Origin of the sequence: Pedobacter sp. Leaf250 (assembly GCF_920984735.1) — a bacterium.
Classification (GTDB): Bacteria; Bacteroidota; Bacteroidia; order Sphingobacteriales; family Sphingobacteriaceae; genus Pedobacter.
Window position 1 is genome coordinate 1 of sequence record NZ_CAKLBU010000001.1, and the last position, 22,004, is coordinate 22,004.

Annotated in this window: 14 protein-coding genes; 11 read left to right on the forward strand and 3 right to left on the reverse strand. The window is 35.8% G+C overall.

Annotation, left to right across the window (positions count from 1 at the left end; translation table 11 throughout):
* The first annotated feature begins 261 nt into the window (after positions 1–261).
* The 6 genes from LUA91_RS00005 (at position 262) to LUA91_RS00030 (ending at position 8,615) form a co-directional block, all read left to right on the forward strand.
* Positions 262–1,272: a bestrophin family protein gene (locus LUA91_RS00005; protein ID WP_231423902.1), complete on the forward strand. Its 1,011-nt coding sequence runs from the start codon at positions 262–264 to the stop codon at positions 1,270–1,272.
* An 82-nt stretch (positions 1,273–1,354) separates the two neighbouring features.
* Positions 1,355–1,822 (forward strand): hypothetical protein, encoded by a 468-nt coding sequence (locus LUA91_RS00010; RefSeq protein WP_231423903.1) that lies wholly within the window; start codon positions 1,355–1,357, stop codon positions 1,820–1,822.
* A gap of 590 nt (positions 1,823–2,412) precedes the next feature.
* A complete protein-coding gene (gene cobA, locus LUA91_RS00015; RefSeq protein WP_231423904.1) occupies positions 2,413–3,207 on the forward strand; it encodes a uroporphyrinogen-III C-methyltransferase in 795 nt (264 codons plus the stop codon).
* A gap of 396 nt (positions 3,208–3,603) precedes the next feature.
* Entirely contained in the window at positions 3,604–5,016 is a 1,413-nt protein-coding gene (locus tag LUA91_RS00020) for a glycogen synthase (RefSeq protein ID WP_231423905.1), read from the forward strand.
* A gap of 6 nt (positions 5,017–5,022) precedes the next feature.
* Complete coding sequence (locus LUA91_RS00025) at positions 5,023–6,291, forward strand: glucose-1-phosphate adenylyltransferase (protein ID WP_231423906.1); 1,269 nt, start codon at positions 5,023–5,025, stop codon at positions 6,289–6,291.
* A 539-nt stretch (positions 6,292–6,830) separates the two neighbouring features.
* Entirely contained in the window at positions 6,831–8,615 is a 1,785-nt protein-coding gene (locus LUA91_RS00030) for a glycoside hydrolase family 15 protein (protein WP_231423907.1), read from the forward strand.
* Between the two features lie 301 nt (positions 8,616–8,916).
* Here LUA91_RS00030 and LUA91_RS00035 read toward each other — a convergent pair whose 3' ends face one another.
* From LUA91_RS00035 to LUA91_RS00045, 3 genes are all read right to left on the reverse strand, one after another.
* A complete protein-coding gene (locus tag LUA91_RS00035; RefSeq protein WP_231423908.1) occupies positions 8,917–11,106 on the reverse strand; it encodes a bifunctional alpha,alpha-trehalose-phosphate synthase (UDP-forming)/trehalose-phosphatase in 2,190 nt (729 codons plus the stop codon).
* 179 nt (positions 11,107–11,285) lie between these two features.
* Positions 11,286–12,566, reverse strand: a complete 1,281-nt coding sequence (locus LUA91_RS00040) for a PAS domain-containing sensor histidine kinase (protein ID WP_231423909.1) — start codon at positions 12,564–12,566, stop codon at positions 11,286–11,288.
* Positions 12,567–12,734: 168 nt separating this feature from the next.
* Positions 12,735–14,105, reverse strand: coding sequence for a sigma-54 dependent transcriptional regulator (locus LUA91_RS00045; protein ID WP_231423910.1), 1,371 nt, complete (start codon positions 14,103–14,105; stop codon positions 12,735–12,737).
* 416 nt (positions 14,106–14,521) lie between these two features.
* Between LUA91_RS00045 and LUA91_RS00050 the strand changes: the two genes are divergently transcribed.
* The 5 genes from LUA91_RS00050 (at position 14,522) to LUA91_RS00070 (ending at position 21,974) form a co-directional block, all read left to right on the forward strand.
* Positions 14,522–15,766: an efflux RND transporter periplasmic adaptor subunit gene (locus tag LUA91_RS00050; protein ID WP_231423911.1), complete on the forward strand. Its 1,245-nt coding sequence runs from the start codon at positions 14,522–14,524 to the stop codon at positions 15,764–15,766.
* 4 nt (positions 15,767–15,770) lie between these two features.
* Positions 15,771–16,163, forward strand: coding sequence for a hypothetical protein (locus LUA91_RS00055; RefSeq protein WP_231423912.1), 393 nt, complete (start codon positions 15,771–15,773; stop codon positions 16,161–16,163).
* Positions 16,164–16,171: 8 nt separating this feature from the next.
* On the forward strand, positions 16,172–16,870 hold the full coding sequence (locus LUA91_RS00060; protein WP_231423913.1) for an ABC transporter ATP-binding protein: 699 nt from the start codon (positions 16,172–16,174) through the stop codon (positions 16,868–16,870).
* Positions 16,871–17,147: 277 nt separating this feature from the next.
* Complete coding sequence (locus LUA91_RS00065) at positions 17,148–19,517, forward strand: ABC transporter permease (RefSeq protein ID WP_231423914.1); 2,370 nt, start codon at positions 17,148–17,150, stop codon at positions 19,515–19,517.
* A gap of 69 nt (positions 19,518–19,586) precedes the next feature.
* A complete protein-coding gene (locus LUA91_RS00070; RefSeq protein WP_231423915.1) occupies positions 19,587–21,974 on the forward strand; it encodes an ABC transporter permease in 2,388 nt (795 codons plus the stop codon).
* Positions 21,975–22,004: the final 30 nt, after the last annotated feature.

The following is a 22,004-nucleotide window of genomic DNA, read 5'->3' on the forward strand; positions in this document are numbered from 1 at the left end:
CAAAATATTATATTTGTAATGAGAAAGAAATGTCCGGAAGAACGGCAGATAATAAATGTCTGCTGCTCTAAAGGAAAGCTTTGGCCTTTTCTATGCTAAATGACTAATATTAATCATAGGAGTATTTCCATTTCAACCGGGTTTATATTACGCAGGTTAACCATGCTATTAAAGTTCTCAAAAACCCACAACCAAATTTTACAAATTTCTCTATCTTCGCCTATCCCTCAGATTAGATCCCAAACTAAAACTTAATTTTATATGCATGCCGGAAAGAAATATTCTTTAAAAGAGTTTATCCTATGGACTCGTCGCGATATTTATCGTTTAACTATCCTCGCATTAATACCCACTATACTTTATCACTTCTGCAATTTTACATTTCTCTCTATTTCGTGGGTTCCCGTAGCACTTTTGGGTACTGCTGTATCATTTATAATCGGCTTTAAAAATAATGCCAGTTACTCGAGGTTGTGGGAAGCAAGGCAAATTTATGGTGGCATCATTAACGTGAGCAGGGCATTTGCAGTAATGGTTCGCGATTTCTTAGCAACAAAAGATAGAAAAACTGATGTAAAAGAAATTTTTTATCGCCATTTCGCATGGCTTACTGCTCTGCGTTTTCAGTTAAGAGAACCACGAGCCTGGGAAAATATGGATGATTGGAGAAACATCGAATACTCCAGAAATTATCATATTGCAGAAAAGATTGATAAGTTGGAAGTAGTATTGGCAAAGTATCTATCTCCGGATGAATTGAGCTACGTTTTAACGAAGAAAAATAGGGCAACTCAAATCATGGCTTTGCAATCTCAACATATCAATACATTATTTAAATCTGGAAATATTACCGATTTACAGCTTCAAAATTTACAAAATTCCATAAGCAACTTTTACGATAATCAAGGTAAGGCCGAGCGAATCAAAAATTTTCCGTATCCTCGTCACTTTTCTTCCATAGCAACCATTATGCTAAATCTGTTTGTGTTTTTAGTTCCTTATGGTTTGTTAAATGATTTCAATAAGTTAGGTAATGGAACTTTAATCGAAGGATATTCAATTTGGTTAAATATTCCTTTTGCTATTTTACTAACCTGGGTTTTTAATTCTTTAGATGTAGTCGGAGAAAGCTCTTCCAATCCTTTTGAGGGCAATGCGAACGATGTTCCGATTACGAATATCTCGAGAACCATAGAAATCGACATGAGAGATATGTTGGATGAAACCGATTTGCCACCTGCACTAACCCCAGAAAATTATATTTTGATGTAACATTTTATTATGGAAATAATGAAAACCATTCATCCTATTTTTATATTTAACTTAAAATAGTTATTCATTTAAAACTAGAATGATGAAAAAGAACATCCTTTACTTAGCGTTTGCAGCAGTACCGCTTATTTTTGCTTGCAGCCAGAACAAATCAGAGAATGCATCTAAAGAAAAACTCGATTCAGTAACAAATGAAACCTGTTATGCTGCAGCATTTGAAAAAGATAGCGCTGCAATGATTGTGAAAACGATGTCTTCAGGCAAAGTAACAGGTTCGCTCTTGGTTAAATATGGCGAAAAGCCTCAAAACAGAGGAACGATTGAAGGTAAATTTAGTGGTGATACATTATTGGTAGACTATCGCTTCAATACAGGCGCTGATACCACAAAAGCTTACACAAACCCTTTGGCGTTTTTAAAGAAAGATGGAAAGCTAGTTATGGGCGTGGGGCAAATAGAAACCACGTTAGGTAGATCGTATTTTGTTAAGGGCAAACCAATTAACTACGAAGCAGGTAAATTTACTTTTGTAGAAGTGCCTTGCAAATAATTCCTAATAGAAATAAAATTGATTGCTCGTCATTTGGAGGCACGAAGCAATCTCAATTATAATTGGTCTTAGCATGTTGCTAAGGCCTTTTTTGTTTGTTAATTATCAATCATTTCGACCCTGGGCATGGAATTCTTTGAATAATGTGAGATGTCTAATTTAAAAGGTCTCTCTGTTTCGCTGCGCTACAATCGAGATGACGATGTATAATTGATTTGTAAAGATTCTTGGCTTGCACCCCATTCACACTATTTTCTCTAAACTCAACTTTCACTGTCATTTCGAGCGCAGCCGAGAAATCTTTGAATTATAATGAAGCTTTAACGTATATGAATTGTCTGCTCCCATCAATTTTGAGCTTCAATGCTAATCGATTCATCAGAATGACAAAGTCAAGAACTGTCGTCATTGCGAGGTACGTAGTAATCTCCCTACTAGGGTTAAATAAAAGCCTTCCCATTAAGATTGCTTCGTGCCTCGCAATGACGATACGCACAATAAAAATTATTTTAAAATAAATTACTACAATTTCTATAGACTTTGTATATTTGAATAATTAATCATTTAAAAACGAGCTAATATCTTCTGGTATGATTTTAAGTAAAGTAGAAAAAGCGAACATTGAACCAAAAATTACATTAATAGGTGCTGGTCCTGGCGACCCGGATTTATTTAGTTTAAAAGGTGTTAAAGCATTAAAAACAGCTGATGTTGTTTTGTACGATGCAAATGTGAACGAAGCTTTACTGTGTTATGCGCCAGATGGTATTCCGAAAGTTTATGTAGGTAAACGTACTGATGATGAAGATTTCTCGCAAGATGCAGTTAATAAACTCATCATTGATTACGCTTTAAACTATGGTCATGTGGTGCGTTTAAAAAGTGGCGACCCGTTTTTCTTTGCTAAAGGTTACGAAGAAATAGATGCTGCAGAATCTTACAGCATTCCTACAGAAATTATTCCGGGTATTTCAAGTGCAACCGGGGCACCAAGTTTGCAGAAAATCCCAATGATTTACAAGGATTTGAGTGAGAGTTTTTGGGCAGTTACCGGAACCAATTCAAAAGGAGAAATTTCTGAAGACTTGTACATCGCTGCAAAAACAAAGGCTACAATTGTGGTTTTAAATGGCATTGAAAAAGTGAAAGAAATTGCAGCAATTTTCCAGGGAGAAAGTAAAGGCTTATTGCCGGTAGCTGTAATTCAAAATGGCTCCACACCTGATGAAAAAATCGCTGTTGGCATTGTAGATACCATTGCTGAAGTGGTTGAGGATAAAAAAATTACAGCACCAGCGCTATTGGTTTTTGGTGATGTGGTTTCTTTACATCCGCAGTTTCAACCCATCAGAGACTTTTACGAAATTATAGCTGAAGAATACTAAGGGTAATAGAATCATATATTTGTTTTGTTGTTAAAACCGCTGGTGTAATCCTGGCGGTTTTTTTTGTTTAGCTAAGTTTCCTATAGATTATACCAATATTCACAGATTATGAGCTAGGTGGCTAATTATAAATCTACCATTGTTTAATAAGCCTGATTGAAGTGGAAATATCCCGATTTCTCTTCGGGTATTGCAACGAAAAGCAGGGCCATACCCAGCCAAATGTGATGAACTTTCACTTTCTAAAAATCAGCAAACAATTACTTTTAAGTTTATTTTAATCAGCCATTAACTTATAAATCTGTACGATGCACTGACCCTAAAAATTAATATTGAATTATTTCCAAATCAGAAAACAATTACTAACTTAACAAAGTTATCTACACCAAATATTTGATGGAAATTATACATATAAGCGCCGAATGTTACCCTGTTGCGAAAGTTGGCGGTTTAGCTGACGTGGTAGGGGCCTTACCAAAATACCAAAATAAAATAGGCCACATTGCCAAAGTGGTTGTTCCTGCCTATGAAACCAAGTTTGTTCGGGAGAGTGAATTTGAGGTGGCTTACGATGCTTGGTCAAACTACGGGAATCACCATTTTTCCTATCGCGTTTTAAGAGAAAAGACCAATAAACTAGGGTTTGATTTATACATTGTTCATATTCAGGGCTTAACTGATAGACCAAATGTTTATGGCTATGCAGATGATACCGAACGTTTTGTTGCATTTCAAATTGCTACATTAGATTGGATTGCCCAGTGGGAACATCGCCCAGATGTTATTCATTGCCACGACCATCATACAGGTTTAATACCTTTTATGGTTTCTAATTGCTTAAAATATAGCGTCTTAAGTAAAGTTCCTACAGTTTTAACCATTCATAATGCACAATATCAAGGACAGTTTGGTTGGGATAAATTATATTATTTACCAGCATTTGATTTGTGGAAAGGTGGTTTGTTGGGCTGGGAAGATGCTATAAATCCACTTGCATCTGCCATAAAATGTGCTTGGAGAGTTACCACAGTATCACCAAGTTACCTGGAAGAAATGATGGATAATGCTCGTGGTTTAGAAAGCTTATTAAGGCAGGAGCGCTGGAAATCTTCTGGTATTTTAAATGGAATTGACACGGAAGTTTGGAATCCTGAAACAGATCCAATGCTTTCAAAAAGTTACAATTTAAAAACGGTTGAAGCGGGTAAACTGGCAAACAAAAAGGCGCTTTGCGATGTTTTTCAATTAGATTCATCAAAGCCACTTTTTACTTTTATAGGTAGATTGGTTGATGAAAAAGGTGCTGATTTATTGCCGGATATTTTTTACACAGCACTACAACAACATGGCGACAACATCAATGTACTGGTTTTAGGCTCGGGCGATAATTGGGTTGAAGGAAGATTAAATCAACTGAAAGATATTTTTGGTGGTAAATACAATGCTTATATCGGCTATAATGAGCAGGTTTCGCATGAGATGTATGCAGGAGCTGATTATTTGCTAATGCCATCAAGAGTGGAACCATGTGGATTGAATCAGCTTTATGCTTTGCGATACGGGACAGTTCCAATTGTGCGCAGGGTTGGGGGTTTGCGAGATACCGTAATTGATATTGGCGATGGTGGATTTGGATTATGCCATGATCAAACCAGTATTTGGGATGTTACCCATGCAATAAATAGGGCTGTAGATATATATAACGATAAAAAAACTTTTAAAGCGATACGTAAAACCATGATGAAAATTGATCATTCATGGGATAGGGCAGCGCTGAACTACATAGAATTATACCAAATATTAAAATAGCTTAACATGACTGACAAAGTTTTAGGCGTTATCCTTGGCGGTGGCCAGGGCTCTAGATTATCGCCGCTCACGCAAACACGTTCTAAACCTGCAGTTCCAATTGCAGGAAAGTACCGGTTGGTAGACATCCCAATTTCTAATTGCCTAAATTCTGGCATCCACCGTATGTTTGTGCTGACCCAGTTTAATTCGGCATCCCTAAATAAACACATTAAAAACACTTATCACTTTAGCCATTTTAGTACGGCTTTTGTTGATATTTTAGCGGCAGAGCAAACCGTACAAAATGCTGGTTGGTTTCAAGGTACGGCAGATGCGGTGCGCCAGTGTATGCACCACATTGTTTCGCATGAATTTGATTACATTTTGATTTTATCTGGCGATCAATTGTATCAGATGGATTTTAAAGATATGATCGAAAAACATATCGAAGCCAATGCCGAAATTACCATTGCAACAATACCGGTTACTGCAAAAGATGCAACCGACTTTGGTATTTTAAAAGCTGACGAAGAAAACATGATTACTTCTTTTATCGAAAAACCAAAAACAGGTTTAGAAGATTGGGTATCTGATACTGGAGCTGAAATGCAGGGAGAGGGTAGAAATTTCTTAGCATCAATGGGTATTTACGTATTCAATCGTGAATATTTAATCAACATTCTTAACGAAAATGACGATGAAAAAGATTTTGGTAAAGAAATTTTACCAAGAGCGATTACTGAAAGTCGTGTATTAAGTTATCAGTATGAAGGCTATTGGACTGATATTGGTAATATTTCATCGTTTTTTGAAGCTAATCTTGGCTTAACTGATGAAATTCCAAAGTTTAATATGTTTGATAGTAACCATACTATTTTCACTCGTGCAAGGATGTTGCCACCTTCGAAAATATCGGGAACTACATTAGAAAAGGCTATTATTGCAGAAGGCTGTATTATTCAGGCAAGCCGTATTGAACATGCTGTTCTAGGTATTCGTGCCCGTATCGGCAAACATACTGTGGTAACTAATACTTATGTAATGGGTAGCGATAGATACCAGACGCTTGAGGAAATTGAATCTGAAAATGGTAAAGGGAATTCACTTATTGGTATCGGAGACCGATGCTATATCAATAACGCCATAATCGATAAAAACTGTCGCATTGGTAACGATGTTAAGATTAATGGTGGAAACCATTTAGAAGATGGAGATTTTGATACATATGCTGTTAAAGATGGAATTGTTGTTGTGAAAAAAGGTGCCGTTTTGCCTAGTGGAACCGTAATTTAAGATTCTTTTAATTATTAAAAGGCCAGTCTGTAATCGTTCAGATTGGCTTTTTTGTTTTAACCGCTCCCTATCAAAGATTAGTGCAAGAAATTATTTTGTGCATTCCCTCCCCTAAAAGAGATGGATTTGAGTTCAGTAATTTGAACCCGAGACTAAAAGCACCAACTTTTGTTCCTCTCTTTGAGGAGAGTGATAGTAGTCATTAGCCAAATTACCTACCTTGTCAGGGAGAGGTTTTTGAAAGTGAAAGCTCAGTTATTTCATTGCCGATTGTAATCTTGCTTTCCATTGCAATTTTTTACTATTGTTATTCAAAGGCACAAGGAATCTTTTTCATCGGTTGCAGATGCATTCCTAAAACGTTAGGACGAACTCTACCATTGTCTGACAGCACATAAGATGAAGCAAAAGATTACACTCTAACCTGGCTTATTTATAAACGATCTTGCACTAAAAAAATGCTTTTCCGTTAAAATCCCGATTAATTCCAACATTTTCGGCATAGGCTTGTTAGGTTAATAAACAAATTTAAATAGCTTATGGCTGAACAGCACCTTTATCAAACAGGAATAATAGGAAACTGTGCATTTATGGCACATGTAAATAAAAATACTGATATATCATGGCTTTGCTGGCCACGTTTTGATAGCCCTTTCGTTTTTGGAAGTTTATTGGATAAGAAAAAAGGGGGAGAGTTTTCTATCTTACCTCAAGGAGAATATACTTCCATTCAATACTATATTGAAAACACCAATGTTTTAAGAACCGAAATAACTGCAGAAGATGGTGAATATCGCGTTACAGATTTTGCACCTAGATTTCATCTTTACGAACGTTATTTTAAGCCACTTATGTTCATTCGTAAAATTGAACCGTTGAAAGGTAATCCTCGTATCACCATTAAATGTGAACCTGTTTGCGAGTATGGCAAAAGTAAAATGAAATCAAGTCGTGGCAGTAATCACATTGATTATGCTGGTTGCGATGAAAATGTACGCTTAAGTACCAATATATCTATCAATTACATTCTTGATGAAAAAGCTTTTGTATTAAACGAAGCTAAATATCTGATCATGACTTATGGTCAAAATCTGGAGGCACCAGTGGTTACTACCGCCGAAAATTTTCTTCGTGATACGGTAGCTTATTGGCGAAGATGGATTAAACATTCATCTATAGCTGGATTTTACCAACCGTTTGTAATTAGATCAGCTTTGGTTTTAAAAATTCATCAATATGAAGATACGGGTGCATTTATAGCGGCGAGTACCACCAGTTTGCCAGAATCGCCGGGGAGTACCAGAAATTGGGATTACCGATATTGCTGGCTGCGTGATTCTCATTATGTATTAACTTCATTGAATCATATTGGTCATTTCGAAGAAATGGAGAAGTATTTTAGCTATTTATCAGATATTTCTCATGCGGAAGATACCCGTTATCAGCCTTTATACGGAATTGCGGGCGAAAGAGAAATCGTTGAAACGACTTTAGATCATCTTGAGGGATATTTAGGAGAACAGCCGGTCAGGATTGGAAATCAAGCTTACGAACATATTCAAAATGATATTTATGGACAGGTATTAACTTCGATGCTACCACTTTATACCGATCATCGTTTCGTGTTTTCAGAACGAAGTGATTCAATAAAATGGATTGAAAGTGTCCTATCTAAAATTGAAAGGACTATTGACGAAAAGGATGCCGGAATTTGGGAATTCAGGAATATTGCCAATATGCATTGCTACAGTAATTTGTTTCAGTGGGCGGGTGCGCAAGCAGCACTAAAAATGGCGAAAACAATTGGTAACCAAGATTTTGAAGAACGTGCACAGGTTTTGATTGAAAAGGCTGCAGCTCACATTGAAGCATGCTACGATCCTGAAAGAAAAGTTTATACAAACGCTGTTGATAGTCCGCATTTAGATGCGAGTACCTTGCAATTAATTATGATGAATTATCTTGATCCAAATTCGCAAAGAGCAAAAGATCATTTAATTGCATTAGAGAAAGAGCTTAAAACGGAAGATGGTTTATTTTATCGCTATTTGCATGCTGATGATTTTGGAAAGCCGAAAACTACATTTTTAATATGTGCTTTTTGGTATGTGGAAGCATTAGCTTGTGTAGGTAGAATTGATGAGGCTATAAAAGAATTCGAGAACATTATTAAGTATTGCAACCACTTATTGCTTTTTAGTGAGGATGTTGATGCTAAGACTGGAAGTCAGTGGGGGAATTTCCCGCAAGCTTATAGTCATGTTGGTTTAATGAATGCTGCCTACCGCATTGCAATTAAATTAGATAGACCGGTGTTTTTATAGTCAAAATCTGATTTCGGGGGAGGTTGTCACATTGAGCTTGTCGAAATGCTTTTTAAGAAGTTCTTCGACAGGCTCAGACTGACAAATCACTTAATAATTGTATATCTATTATTTATTGCGATTCATAAGAATACGAACAGATGCATTAGGCTATAGTTTGAATTACTTTTCCCACAGATTAAGATGATTTACGCTAATTGTTTCTAGCGGTTATCTTTTTAATCTGCGGGATTTTTTTGCTTTTAATATAGTTAGCAATTGATCATTCTCACTTGATTGGGAATCTTAGAGTTTAATTGAGTTAGCCCCTCTCCACGAATTCTTCCTTAACCAAACTCCAGAGTAATTTTCTTACCTCTCTAAAATCATTAAGATAATACTTCGCTTCAGATAAGTTATTTCCAACTTTTACGGTTATCGCATCATTAGGAAGTGCCTTAAAAATATCTTCATCGGTATGGTCGTCGCCAAGCGCCATGATAAAATCAGGATGTTTACCGTAAAGCCAGTTCAACGCTGCTTTTCCCTTATTCACTTCAATATTTTTAAATTCAATAACTTTATTTCCCGGCATTAGTTGTAAACCTTTATCAGCAGCTAAAATCTTCATGTGACTTACAATTTCATTTGCCCTTAAATCACCCAATCCTTCTTCCGCTTTGCGGTAATGCCACACCATCGAGTAACTTTTTTCTTCGATAAAAGAACCTGGAGTTCGATCAGTATAGGTTTCTAAAAGTGCTCTTATTTCACTTTTCCACTGGTCGGTTAATAATGGTAAACAATTCCATTTTTCGCCTTGGGTTTTCTGCCATGCACCATGTTCGGCAATTAAATCAACCTTTAAATGGCCGAACCAACTTTCTAAAGTTTCATTTCTCCGTCCACTAATAATCACAACTTTATTCGAAGAATCGAGTGTAAGGTTTTCAATCAGATCATATAATTCATCATCAGGTGAGGCATCATCGATATTGCCGGTAAAATCTACTAGCGTTCCATCATAATCTAAAAACAATACTCTATCGTTAGTATTTGCATATTGTGCGGCGATAATTTCGTTAACAGAATTTACCGCATGTTTTGTCTGTAATGATTTTTGAGAATCTTTCACTTCGTTTAATCTTAAAATAAAATTGTTTACCCAATGCTTAACATTGAATTTTTTTACAGTTGCACGCATGGCCGTCATGCGTTGTTCTTGTTCATCTAAAGGCATTTTTAAGGCTGCAACAATTGCCTCTATAATATCACCAAGGTTGTTCGGATTAACCAATAATGCATCAGTTAATTCCTTTGAAGCACCCGCCATTTCACTCAAAATGAGTACACCATCATTATTATTCCGGCTAGCCACGTACTCTTTACTTACCAGATTCATTCCATCACGCATAGGTGTAACAAGGCAAATATCAGCTGATGCGTAAAGTGCCGATAAAACTTCAATAGGGAAAGACCGGTAAAAATAATTTACAGGAATCCAGTTCATCGAACGGTAACGGGCATTTAGATTTCCAACAAATTGGTCAATCTGATCGCGGAGTTCGCTGTATTGTGGAACGGTATCTCTCGATGGAACCACAATCATAAATAGCTCGATTTTGCCAATGTATTCGGGATGAATTTGCAGCAATAATTCCAGGGCTTTTAAACGCTCTAAAATGCCTTTGCTATAATCCAATCTATCGATAGATAGAATGATTTTCATGTCTTCTTTCCCATCTCTGAAATAGGCAATCTCCTTTTTTACTTTATCTGTCGAGGTTAATGAAGAAAATTTATCATAATCAATTCCCATTGGAAAAGCTTCGATTACGATTTGCCTTTCGTTACTATTTAAAACATTTGATGATGAATTGACAGGGAGTAAACGCGTTGCCGTGCTGATGAAATGGCGAACATCATCATAGGTATGGAAACCTATTAAATCTGCGCCGATTAAGCCATTCAGCAATTCTTCCCGCCAGGGAATTAGTCTAAATATTTCGTAAGAAGGGAATGGGATATGCTGGAAAAACCCAATGGTTGATTGAGGTAGTTTTTCTCTTAAAATGCCTGGCAACAAAAGTAATTGGTAATCTTGAATCCATATTTTATCACTTCTGTTAAGCACCTTCATGGCGCTTTTGGCGAACTTTTCATTAACTGATTTATAGCAATCCCAATAATTTTGTTCGTAATGTGCATAGGTAACGAGATAGTGAAAAACGGGCCATAAAACCTCGTTTGAAAAGCCCTCGTAGTATAAATTAATTTCTTCTTGAGTAAGGAAAACTGGGTAGAGATTAAGTGCCCCAAGTTTTTGAATAACTTCTTCTTGTCGTTCTTCAGGAACTTCGATTCCTGGCCAGCCAATCCAAATGGAATTGCCGTTTTTGTACACGTCGCCTAATCCTGTAGCAAGGCCGCCCTCGCTGGGGATAAACGTGTACTCGTTATTTTCTTCGATGATTTTAACGGGTAGTCTGTTCGATATTATAACTGTCTTCATGCTTATATTTTATGTATCCACATAAATAAAAGCCATTTAAACATCTTTTGTTTGGATTTTGTTTGAAAAGAAACATTGAAATGATTAAACGAAAATATTAATCAAATGTAAAAAGGATGAATACAGAAAAGGAAAAATTGATTTTAATGTCTATTTATCTCTAAAAATCTGGTGTTAAATTAGACATAATTAAACAACAGGGAGAAGGTTGTCTGCTCATTTGGCGTTGAAATAACTTCAATGCTTCCGCGGTGCATTTTCATAATGTTGCGACTAATGGTTAAACCGATGCCCGAACCGTTTTTTCGTGTGGTGTAAAAAGGAACAAATATCTTTTCTAAATCAGCAGTTTCTATTCCCTTTCCGTTATCGGTTACATCAATGTAGAGTTTGGTATTTTCGAGGCGATAGCTTACTGAAATATGTGGGTTTTCGTTTTCTTCGACTGAATAAATGCTATTGGTGATGAGATTAATGAGCACTTGTTCAATCAATTTTAAATCCAGCTGAACAGTAATTTTGGAAGAAGTTTGCTCCACATCCAATACCACGTTTTTAACCTTTGCAAAAGGCTGCATCAACACTTTGATATGTTTAAGAATTTCGCCGATGGTGTGAGATTCCAGATTTGGCGTTGGTAATTCTGCAATTAATCGGTAATCCTTCACAAAATCCAACAAGCCTGAAGAGCGGCGTTTAATGGTTTGGAGGGCTGTTTTCAAATCTTCCATTTCATCTAAATCGAGATTTTCTTTATTGGTTACCATACTGTTAATGGTGTCGGATAGGGAACTGATCGGCGTGATTGAATTTAATATTTCGTGAGAGATTACACCTATTAACCTGTTCCATGCTTCGGTTTCCTTTTGCTCAATTTCATCTTTTATATTTTGGAAGCTGATGATGGTATAATTCTTTCCGTAAAGATTCAAAGGAATTACTTCAGTGGATAGCTGAATCAATTTATCCTGGATTTTTAATTCCAAAAAGCGCTTTCCACCCGAGGAAATCTGGTCGACTTCGCTGGCGAAATTTGGTAGGTGTTGTTGTAAACGGTGCCAGTATTTATATGCAGGAACACCCAATAAATTTGATGCCGCCTGGTTAAAAAATGCGATTTCCTCACTATCCTGGGTGGTTTTGGTGTTGTTAACTACAATAACCCCAACAGGAACTTGTTCTAAAATGGTTTTAATTAGCTGAAACATGGCTTCTTGTTCCATCCTGATTTGTTTGTGCACCTGAAGAATCTCTCCAAAAGATTCATATAGTTCAGGAAAACTTCCTTTTGTAGCTTTGTTTTTAAAATTGAGGGTATGGTCGCGGGTTTTTACTGCTAAAATAAAACGCTTAATATCCGAGCGGATTTCGTTAATGTAATAATAAAGAGAAATAATTGAACCCAATAAAATCAAGCTTACGCCAATAATCGTAAACCATAATTGGGTATTCTTAACCAAATAAAATAATAGATAGCCCAATAAGTTAATAAGGACCAACCTCGATATTAAACGAAAAGTAAAGCGTTTATAAAACATATTTTAAGGTTAAAGGTTGAGGGTTTTGAGGTTGAGGGTTTTATGCGAAATAAACCTTTCGCCCTCTACCTTTTTACCCTTTGCCTTAAATTAAATTCCGAATTTCTCGATTCTCCTGTATAGTGCTGCTCTTGTTAAACCCAATTCTGCCGCTGCTTTTGATATATTTCCTTTGTGTTTATCAATGGCTTTTTGTACCATCATTTTTTCCATATCACCAAGCGCCATTTCGTCGGGCATGGCAATATTTTGTGCAAACCGCTGCGGACTTAATTGTAAATCTTCTTCAGAAATTTCATTTCCATCACTCATAATTACAGCTCTTTCAAGAACATGTTGCAACTCACGAACGTTGCCTGGCCACTTGTAATTTAGCAGAACTTCTTCAGCTTTATAACCTAAAATTCGGGTTTCTTTATGATATTTCGAACTGAAAACCTGCATAAAATGATTGGCCAAAAGGAGAATATCTTTTCCACGTTTTCTTAATGGTGGTAATAGCAATTCAACGGTATTAATTCGGAAAAGTAAATCCTGCCTGAAAGTATTCTTGGTCACCATTTCGTTTAAAGGCATGTTGGTTGCCGTAATCAATCGAATATTAACTTTGCGCTCTTTGCTTTCGCCCAATCGGGTAACGGTTCTGTTTTGTAAAACGCTTAATAATTTCGCTTGCAGTGGCAGGGTTAGGTTTCCAATCTCATCTAAAAATATTGTTCCTCCATCTGCCAATTCAAAACGACCCGGTTTATCTTCTTTGGCATCGGTAAATGCTCCTTTTGCATAACCAAAAAGTTCACTTTCGAAAAGATTTTCATTTAGCGAACCCAAATCTACATGCATAAAAACCTGATTTTTGCGCTGCGAATTTCCATGAATTTCATAAGCAAAAACCTGCTTTCCTGTACCGTTTTCGCCCAATATTAATACATTAGCATCAGTTGGTGCAACTTTAAGTAAGGTATTTTGAAGTTGTTTTATCCCATCAGCCTCACCAACAATATGCTCGAAACCACGGGTCATGTCTTTATGGAGCGAAGTGTGGATTTTCTCTAGTTTTTTAACTTTTCTGGTCGATTCTCGAAGTTTAGAAGCCGCAGATATAGTAGCAAAAAGTTTTTCATTTTCCCAAGGTTTAAGAATAAAATCTGTAGCACCTTTCTTAATCGCTTTAACAGCAAGCTCAACATTTCCAAAGGCTGTCATTAAAATAACAACATAATCTTTATCAATCGATAAAATATGTTCCAACCAATACAAACCCTCGCGACCATCGCTTGCACCTTTCTGGTAATTCATGTCGAGCAGAATGATATCAACTTCGTTTTTGCTCAATAGAACATTAATTTCTTTGGGAGATTTGCAGGTAATTACTTGCTTAACCTGTTGTTTTAAAAACAGGCGGGCACTTAAAAGGATGTCGTCATCATCATCGATAATGAGTACTGTGGCGTCTAACATGAATTTAAATTTTAAAAAACCTCACCCTGTTAAAGGTAGAGGTATTTGTTATTTTGTGCTATCACTCTCCTTGAAGAGAGGGATTTAAAGATAAAGTACTTTGAACCTATTTGCATTTATCATTTCTTAAAAACCTCACCCTGTAAAGGTAGAAGTATTTGTTATTTTGTGCTATTCTTCACCTTTAAGAGAGGGAAGTTGCGGTAATTGCTTTGAACCTATGTGTAAAGGGGATAAAGGGGTGAGGTTCTTTCTCCAAAAATACCTAAACTGTCCACTCTCGCACATAAACTGTTCGAAAATGAACAGCTTAAAATAATAAAATATTATAATTAACTGGTAATTAGTATTTTAAATGTGTTTTGTTGGTTTGGCACAAGCTTGGTTAATAAGGAATCAAACAGTACAACCGAACAATGGACAAAAAGATAGAGAAGAAAAAATTTAGCACAAAAACCTTAATTATAATAGGTGGCGCAATTGCTTTCGTGGCGATTGTAATTTATGGCTACACTTTATCATTGAAAAAAACATATAGTGCCGATGCCGAAAAATTGACCATTAGCAAAGTAGAGTACGGCGATTTTGAAGATGTTGTGTTATTAAATGCAAGCGTGGTGCCTTTAACTTCTGTAATTGTAAGTTCATCGGAAGGTGGTACGGTGGCCGAAATCTTTACGGAGAATGGTGCTTCAGTTGTAAAAGGAACACCATTGTTAAGAATTTCCAACTCGAATGCAATGTTGAGTTACACCTCAAGCCAAACGGCAGCGACAGAGCAAATTAATCAATTGCGCAAATCCAGACTGGACCTGGAACAAAATCAAAGGGTTTTAAATCAAGATGTTTTAGATGTTGAAAATAGTTTAAGAACTGCTGCCCGTCAATACCGTTTAGATAGTTCGCTTTTTGCCAAAAAAGTAATTACGCTTCAGGAATTTAATAAATCAAGTCAGGATTACGAATATTATCAAGGTAAGCTAAAGATTGTTCGCCAGGCGGTAAAGCAAGAAAATCAAAGTAGAAAAATGCAGCTTTCACAAATCGACCAATCAATGGGGCAGATGAATGAAAGTTTGGAAATGATTCGTAAAAATATCGAAAATATGACCATTAAAGCTCCTGTTTCGGGCAAACTATCATCTTACGATCCTGTAATTGGTAAATCTTACAACTCCAACGAAATGATAGGAAAGATTGATGTATTACAGGGTTATAAATTGCAGGCTGGGGTAGATGAATATTATATCAATCGTGTTAAAGAGGGACAAACTTCTACTTGTGAGTTTAATGGTAAAACTTATAATCTAACCGTTAGCAAAGTAATTCCAGAGGTTACGGCCGGGCAGTTTCAGGTAGAATTGGTTTTCAAAGGTGCAGCTCCTGATGGTTTACGACGCGGTTTATCACTTCAAACAAAATTAACCTTATCTGATAACAGCAAATCTTTATTGCTTGCTCAAGGTCAATTTTTCCAAAGTACAGGTGGTTCGTGGGTATTTGTGGTAAACAATGGTAAAGCGATTAAGAAAAACGTCAAAATCGGAAGAAAAAATTACCTGTATTACGAAATATTAGATGGTTTACAAAAAGGTGATGAGGTAATTACATCATCATACGATCAGTTTAATCAATATGACCAAGTAGAAATCAATAAATAGAAAAATGAATAAAATTTTATTAACAACAACTTTAGTTTGTTTCTCGATTTTCGGTTATTCACAGAGCATTTTTAAGAAAGAGGCTAACTGGATGGATAGTAAAAATGGCGTGAATTATGAAATGAATATTTACAGTAAATCTGCAAAGAATACCAATGCAGCGTATGCAAAAGCGAAATTCACAGCCGTTGGAGATTTATCTCTGATTGAAAAAATTCAACTGGTTAAGGATGGAAAACTTAAGTTTAATATCACATTAAAAACCGAAACAACTGAAATACAATTACAGCCCGGCGTTTATAAATTCAAAATTTATCACAAAAAACTTGGGGAAAAGGATTTTGAAGTTGAACTAAAAAATGCGCAAATAAATAACATCAAACTAACTATCAAATAAATCGCTTCATGATAAAAATAGAAAACTTAGAAAAGGTTTACAAAACTGAAGAAGTAGAAACTACGGCATTAAACGGAATTAATCTTCATGTTAAAGCTGGCGAATTTGTTTCCATCATGGGACCATCGGGCTGCGGAAAATCAACTTTGTTAAATGTAATGGGTTTATTGGATAAGCCTGAAAGCGGAAGTTATAAATTCATCGATACAGAACTTTTAACCTTGAACGATAGAGAGCGTTCTAATTTCCGTAAAAGAAATATGGGATTCGTTTTCCAGAATTTTAACTTAATTGATGAGTTAACGGTTTTCGAAAACATCGAATTACCATTGATTTACAATAAAATTCCAACAACTGAACGCAAAAAATTGGTTAACGAAATCATCGAAAGGATGAATATCGTAAACCGAAGCGGACATTTTCCTCAACAACTGTCAGGTGGTCAGCAGCAGCGTGTTGCGGTTGCAAGAGCACTGGTTACCAAACCGAAATTGGTTTTAGCCGATGAGCCGACAGGTAACCTGGATAGCTCACACGGTAACGAGGTTATGGAATTACTTTGCGAATTGAATGAAACGGGAACCACCATCGTAATGGTAACGCACTCCAGCCACGATGCAAGTTTTTCAAACAGAATTATCAACTTGAAAGATGGTCATGTGATTTCTGAAAAGATAAATAAAAGCAGAAACGAAGAATTGATTTAATTGAGTTAAAGGTTGCGAGTTATCTGTTACAAGGCTTGGCCTTTTAAAACAATATAAATGTTTCAACCATAAAAATAGTTTTAGTTTAATGATAGCCAATCGAATCTTCCTGGATGGGAAGATTCGGATAGGGCGCTTAAAGAAGCAGATAGACTAAAGCTGAAAGATTAAAGCGATTTGAAAAATCTTGATACTAACTACTTGATACTAAATGACGATAAGATTTTAAAGCGATTTGCTAAGTCTTGATACCTGATACTAAATACTTGATACTACCATGTTTAAAATAAACTTAAAAATCGCGTTGCGAAACCTTTGGAAAAATAAAGGATTTACCATTATTAATGTTGGTGGATTGGCTATTGGTTTGGCCAGTTGCATGATTTTGCTTTTGTATGTTGCATATGAATGGAGTTATGATAAACATTATGCAAATGCTGATAAAACTTATGTAGTTTATCAGAACGCACCTGCAAACGGTAAAATTTTTAGTTGGGCATGGACACCAAATGTAATGGCGAATGAGATTGCGGCTAAAATTCCCGGTGTTAAATATGCATCGCATGCGAGCTATCCAAGTCCGAAGTTAATTACCGTAGGCGATAATAAAATAAGTGCTAAGCTAAATTTTGTAGATCCAAACTTTGTAAAAATATTCGACTATAAATTTTTAAAAGGAAATCCTGAAAAGGCTTTACAAGAGGTAAATACGATTATACTTACTGAAACTTTAGCAAAGAAACTTTTTGGGAATGAAGATCCGATAAATAAAACCGTTAAGTTAGAAAACCAAGATGTATTAAAAGTAGAGGCTATAATTGAAGATGTACCTGAAAATAGCAGCATTACTTTCGAATGTTTGGCTCCGTGGTCGTTATTTTTAAAACGCGAACAATGGGCTCGTGAAGCAAACTGGGGTAATAATATGTGCCTTACAGTGGTTCAACTTAAAGACAATAAGTTTCTGGCCGATGCAAATGCCGATATGAAAGGCATTTATAAGCGTAACCAAAAAGGCAATACTGCCGAAGCACTTTTATTTCCCTTAACCAAATGGCATCTGTATGATGATTTTCAAAACGGAAAATCGGTAGGAGGTAAAATCGAACAGCTTAGAATATTCCTCTTACTCGCTTTTTGTATTCTTTTAATTGCTTGTGTAAACTTCATGAATTTATCTACAGCTCGCTCCGAACGCCGGGCAAAAGAAGTTGGTATTCGCAAAGCAATTGGTTCTACAAGAAAATCTCTCATTGGTCAATTCCTGCTCGAATCGGTATTTGTAACCATACTTGCAGGTGTTTTTGCTTTCATTTTTGTAGAAGTTAGTTTGCCATATTTTAACAATTTGCTAAATATTAAACTACAAATCGATTACAGGAGCCTTACTTTTTGGGGAACATTATTAGGTTTGATGATTTTTACAGGTTTTATGGCTGGAAGCTACCCAGCGCTATATCTCTCATCTTTTGAACCGATAAAGGTGTTGAAAGGATTGAAAATTAAATCCGATTCATCGGTTTCCATCAGAAAAGTTTTAGTTGTGGTTCAATTTGTTTTTGCTGCTTGTTTAATTGTTTGTACATCAGTTATTTATCAACAGTTATCCTATGTTAAAAATAAACCCATCGGATATGATAAATCTAATCTGGTACAAATTGCCGTTCAGGGTAAAATGGGGAACAGCAGTAAATTAGAATTGCTTAAAGCTCAAATGTTAAAATCTGGTGCAGCAACTGGGGTAACTTTTTTTAGCAAAGACATCACAGAAAGTGGCAATAATACCACAGATGTGCATTGGCAAGGTAAATCGGAAAACGAATCAATTTTATTTAATAACAGAGGAATTGGAAACGACTTTATTGCAACCATTGGAACCGATTTGGTTGCAGGCAGAGATTTAGAAACCGTATCGAAAAGAGATAGTAACAGCATTATGCTGAACGAAGCATCTGTAAAAATGATGAATCTTAAAAATCCGATTGGTGCTAAAATTAGGTATTGGGGTGTAGAAAAAACCAATGTTGGGGTAGTAAAAGATTTTGTAGTGGAAAGTGCTTACCAAAAAGTTGCTCCAATGATTTTCTATCCAAGTTATATGGATGATGTTCAAGTAATTTTAGTTCGCCTAAATCCCAATCAAAATATCAGTACATCACTTGATGCATTGGATAACTTAATCAAACAAATAGAACCTGATTATCCGGTTAAGCGAAAATTTGTTGATGAATCTTTTGAAGTTAAATTCCAAAACGAGAAGCTTTTGGGTACACTCTCAAACTGGTTTGGTGGTTTTGCCATTTTCATTTCTTGTTTAGGTTTATTAGGATTAGCCCTTTTTATGGCCGAACAGCGCAAAAAAGAAATCAGCATCCGTAAAGTTTTAGGTGCAAGTACAACGAACATCCTTGCACTTTTAAATAAAGATTTCATCAAACTGGTGGCGATAGCAAACGTAATTGCGTTTCCTTTGGCTTATGTCATTATCAATAAATGGCTGTCAAGTTTTGAATATCGGATATCAATTTCAGCTTTACCATTTGTTATCGCCATCGGTTTATCGGTGCTAATCGCCGTTTTAACCGTCAGCATTCAATCGGTAAAAGTGGCAAAAGCAAACCCAGTTGATGCCCTTAAATATGAATAAGGTTAAAGGTTTAGGGCGTAAGTTTGATGCGCTCGAGCCCTAAATCTTTTACCCCTAAACCTTAAACCTATGTTTAAATTAAACTTAAAAATCGCATTGCGAAACCTTTGGAGAAACCGGGGTATCACTTCTTTAAATATTGGTGGTTTGGCTATTGCTTTGGCTGCTTTTATATTGGTTGCAATGTATTTCACTTACGAAACAAGCTTTGATAAAACCAATCAGAATTATAAGAATATTTATGTGTTAGGGGTTACCTATCCCGAATTTAAAACAAATTATGTAGCAGCGCCACTAGCAAAAGCTATTAAGCAAACTTATCCTGAAGTTGAAGCTATTGGTTTAGTAAAGGATGGATCTTTTGAGCTAACCATTAAAAATGGGAAAAACACCCTTTTTACCAAGAATATAATAGTAGTAGACTACAATGCGGCAAAAATTCTAAATATACAGCCAGAAAATGGTCTTACAAAACCATCAGGAGAGGTAGAGAGGCTTAATTATCTAAGTAAGGAAAGTATGAAAACGCTTTTCCCAAATAAAAAGGATAACAAGCCAGAAATGGTTAGTTATGGATCGAGTAACTCAGGGATAACCGGAATTATAGCAGGTTCGATAAAAGGCAATAAACATGTTAACCTTAAATTCGATGGGGTTTCTTTGGCTGCAGAACTTGGCGAGAAGGATAACTATGATATGAATGATTATTCCATCTATCTTCAGTTAAAACCTAATGCAGATGTAGCAAGTCTCGAGCGGAAAATTAGTGAATTATATAGATACGAATTACTAAAAAGCAATACCAACAAAAAATCAATTGACGAATTAAAAGCTATTTCTACATTTTTAGATCCACTTGCAAATTTGCATCTGCGACCTAAAGCAGGCAATGATATGCCTTATAAAACATTGGTTGCACTTTCATCACTTGGGTTTTTGATATTAGTTATTGCTTGTATCAATTTCACTAATTTAAGCATTGCACAAGCAACGAAAAGAGCAAAAGAAGTTGGTGTTAAGAAAGTTATGGGCGCTTACCGTTCACAACTCACTATTCAATTTCTTGCCGAAATATTTATACAATGTATTATAGCTACAATATTGGCTCTGATTTTAGCAGAATTACTACTTCCGAATTTTAATAATCTCTTTCAGGTCGATTTATCCATTTGGCAAGTTGGTAATGATTTGATCTGGCAATTACCAGTAATTTTGCTTCTGATAACATTTATTGCCGGCATTTATCCAGCATTGGTTTTATCTGGTTTTAAACCGGCATTGGTATTAAAGGGAAACTTTTCTACCAGTAAGCAAAGTTCCTGGCTGCGTAATGGATTATTGGTTTTCCAGTTTAGCATCGCTGTTATTTTCATTATTGGATTGTTGATTATCAACTCACAACTGAAATACATGCAAAATCAGGATTTAGGATTTAATGTCAACCAAGTGGTATACATTAAAAACTTAACCCTTTTTAACAATCCTGCAAAATTTGGGTCAGTAAGTTTTGATCCGGTGAGAGATAAGTTGCTGAAAATTCAAGGAATAAAATCTGCTACTGTTGCTAGCTTCATCCCAGGCGGGCAAAACGGAATAAATAATTATGAGGTGAATGGTATTAAAGCAAATATCGATTTTGTAAATGTTGATTTCGATTATTTTGAAACACTTGATATCAAACTGAAAGAAGGACGTTTTTTTTCAAAAACATATACAACCGATACGGTAAACGCTGCTATTATAAACGAAAGCGCAGTAGCAAAATATGGCCTAAAAAACCCTATCGGTCAAACCATTAAGGGATGTGGTATCGATTATAGAATAGTAGGTGTGATTAAGGATTTTAAAACGCAGGGTTTCGAAACTATTGTACAGCCAACTATTTATACCATAAAAGATCCTTGTGGAAGTTATAAAATTCAAATTTTATTAAAAATAGAGCAAAACAAAATGGCTAATGTTTTGGCTGCTTTGAAAACGCAATGGCCTCAAATTAATCCAAAGGATGGCGAAGATTTCAGGTACGAGTTTTTAGATGAACTGTATGGCAAACTTTTTAAAAAACAAGAACAACTGCAATCGGTATTTTTTGCAGCAGCTTTGTTAACCATTTTCATTGCAATTTTAGGTTTGTTTGCCTTCGCAAAATACATTACCAATGGAAGAATTAAGGAAATCGCCGTTCGTAAAATATTGGGTGCCAGTAATGTTCAAATATTCAGGTTAATCAACAGTTCATTTTTTTTCATGGTGCTTGTGGCTAATCTCATTTCGTGGCCAATAGCTTACATCCTTACCAAAAAATGGCTCGAAACCTTTGCCTATAGAATTGATTTGCCAGTGTTACCTTTTGTCAGCAGTGCCATAATAACCATTTTATTAACAATAATTACCGTAAGCGTTCAGGCAAATAAAGCTGTAAAAGCAAATCCTGTTGATGCTTTGAAATACGAATAATGGCTTATGGTTTAGGGTAAAAGGTGTAAG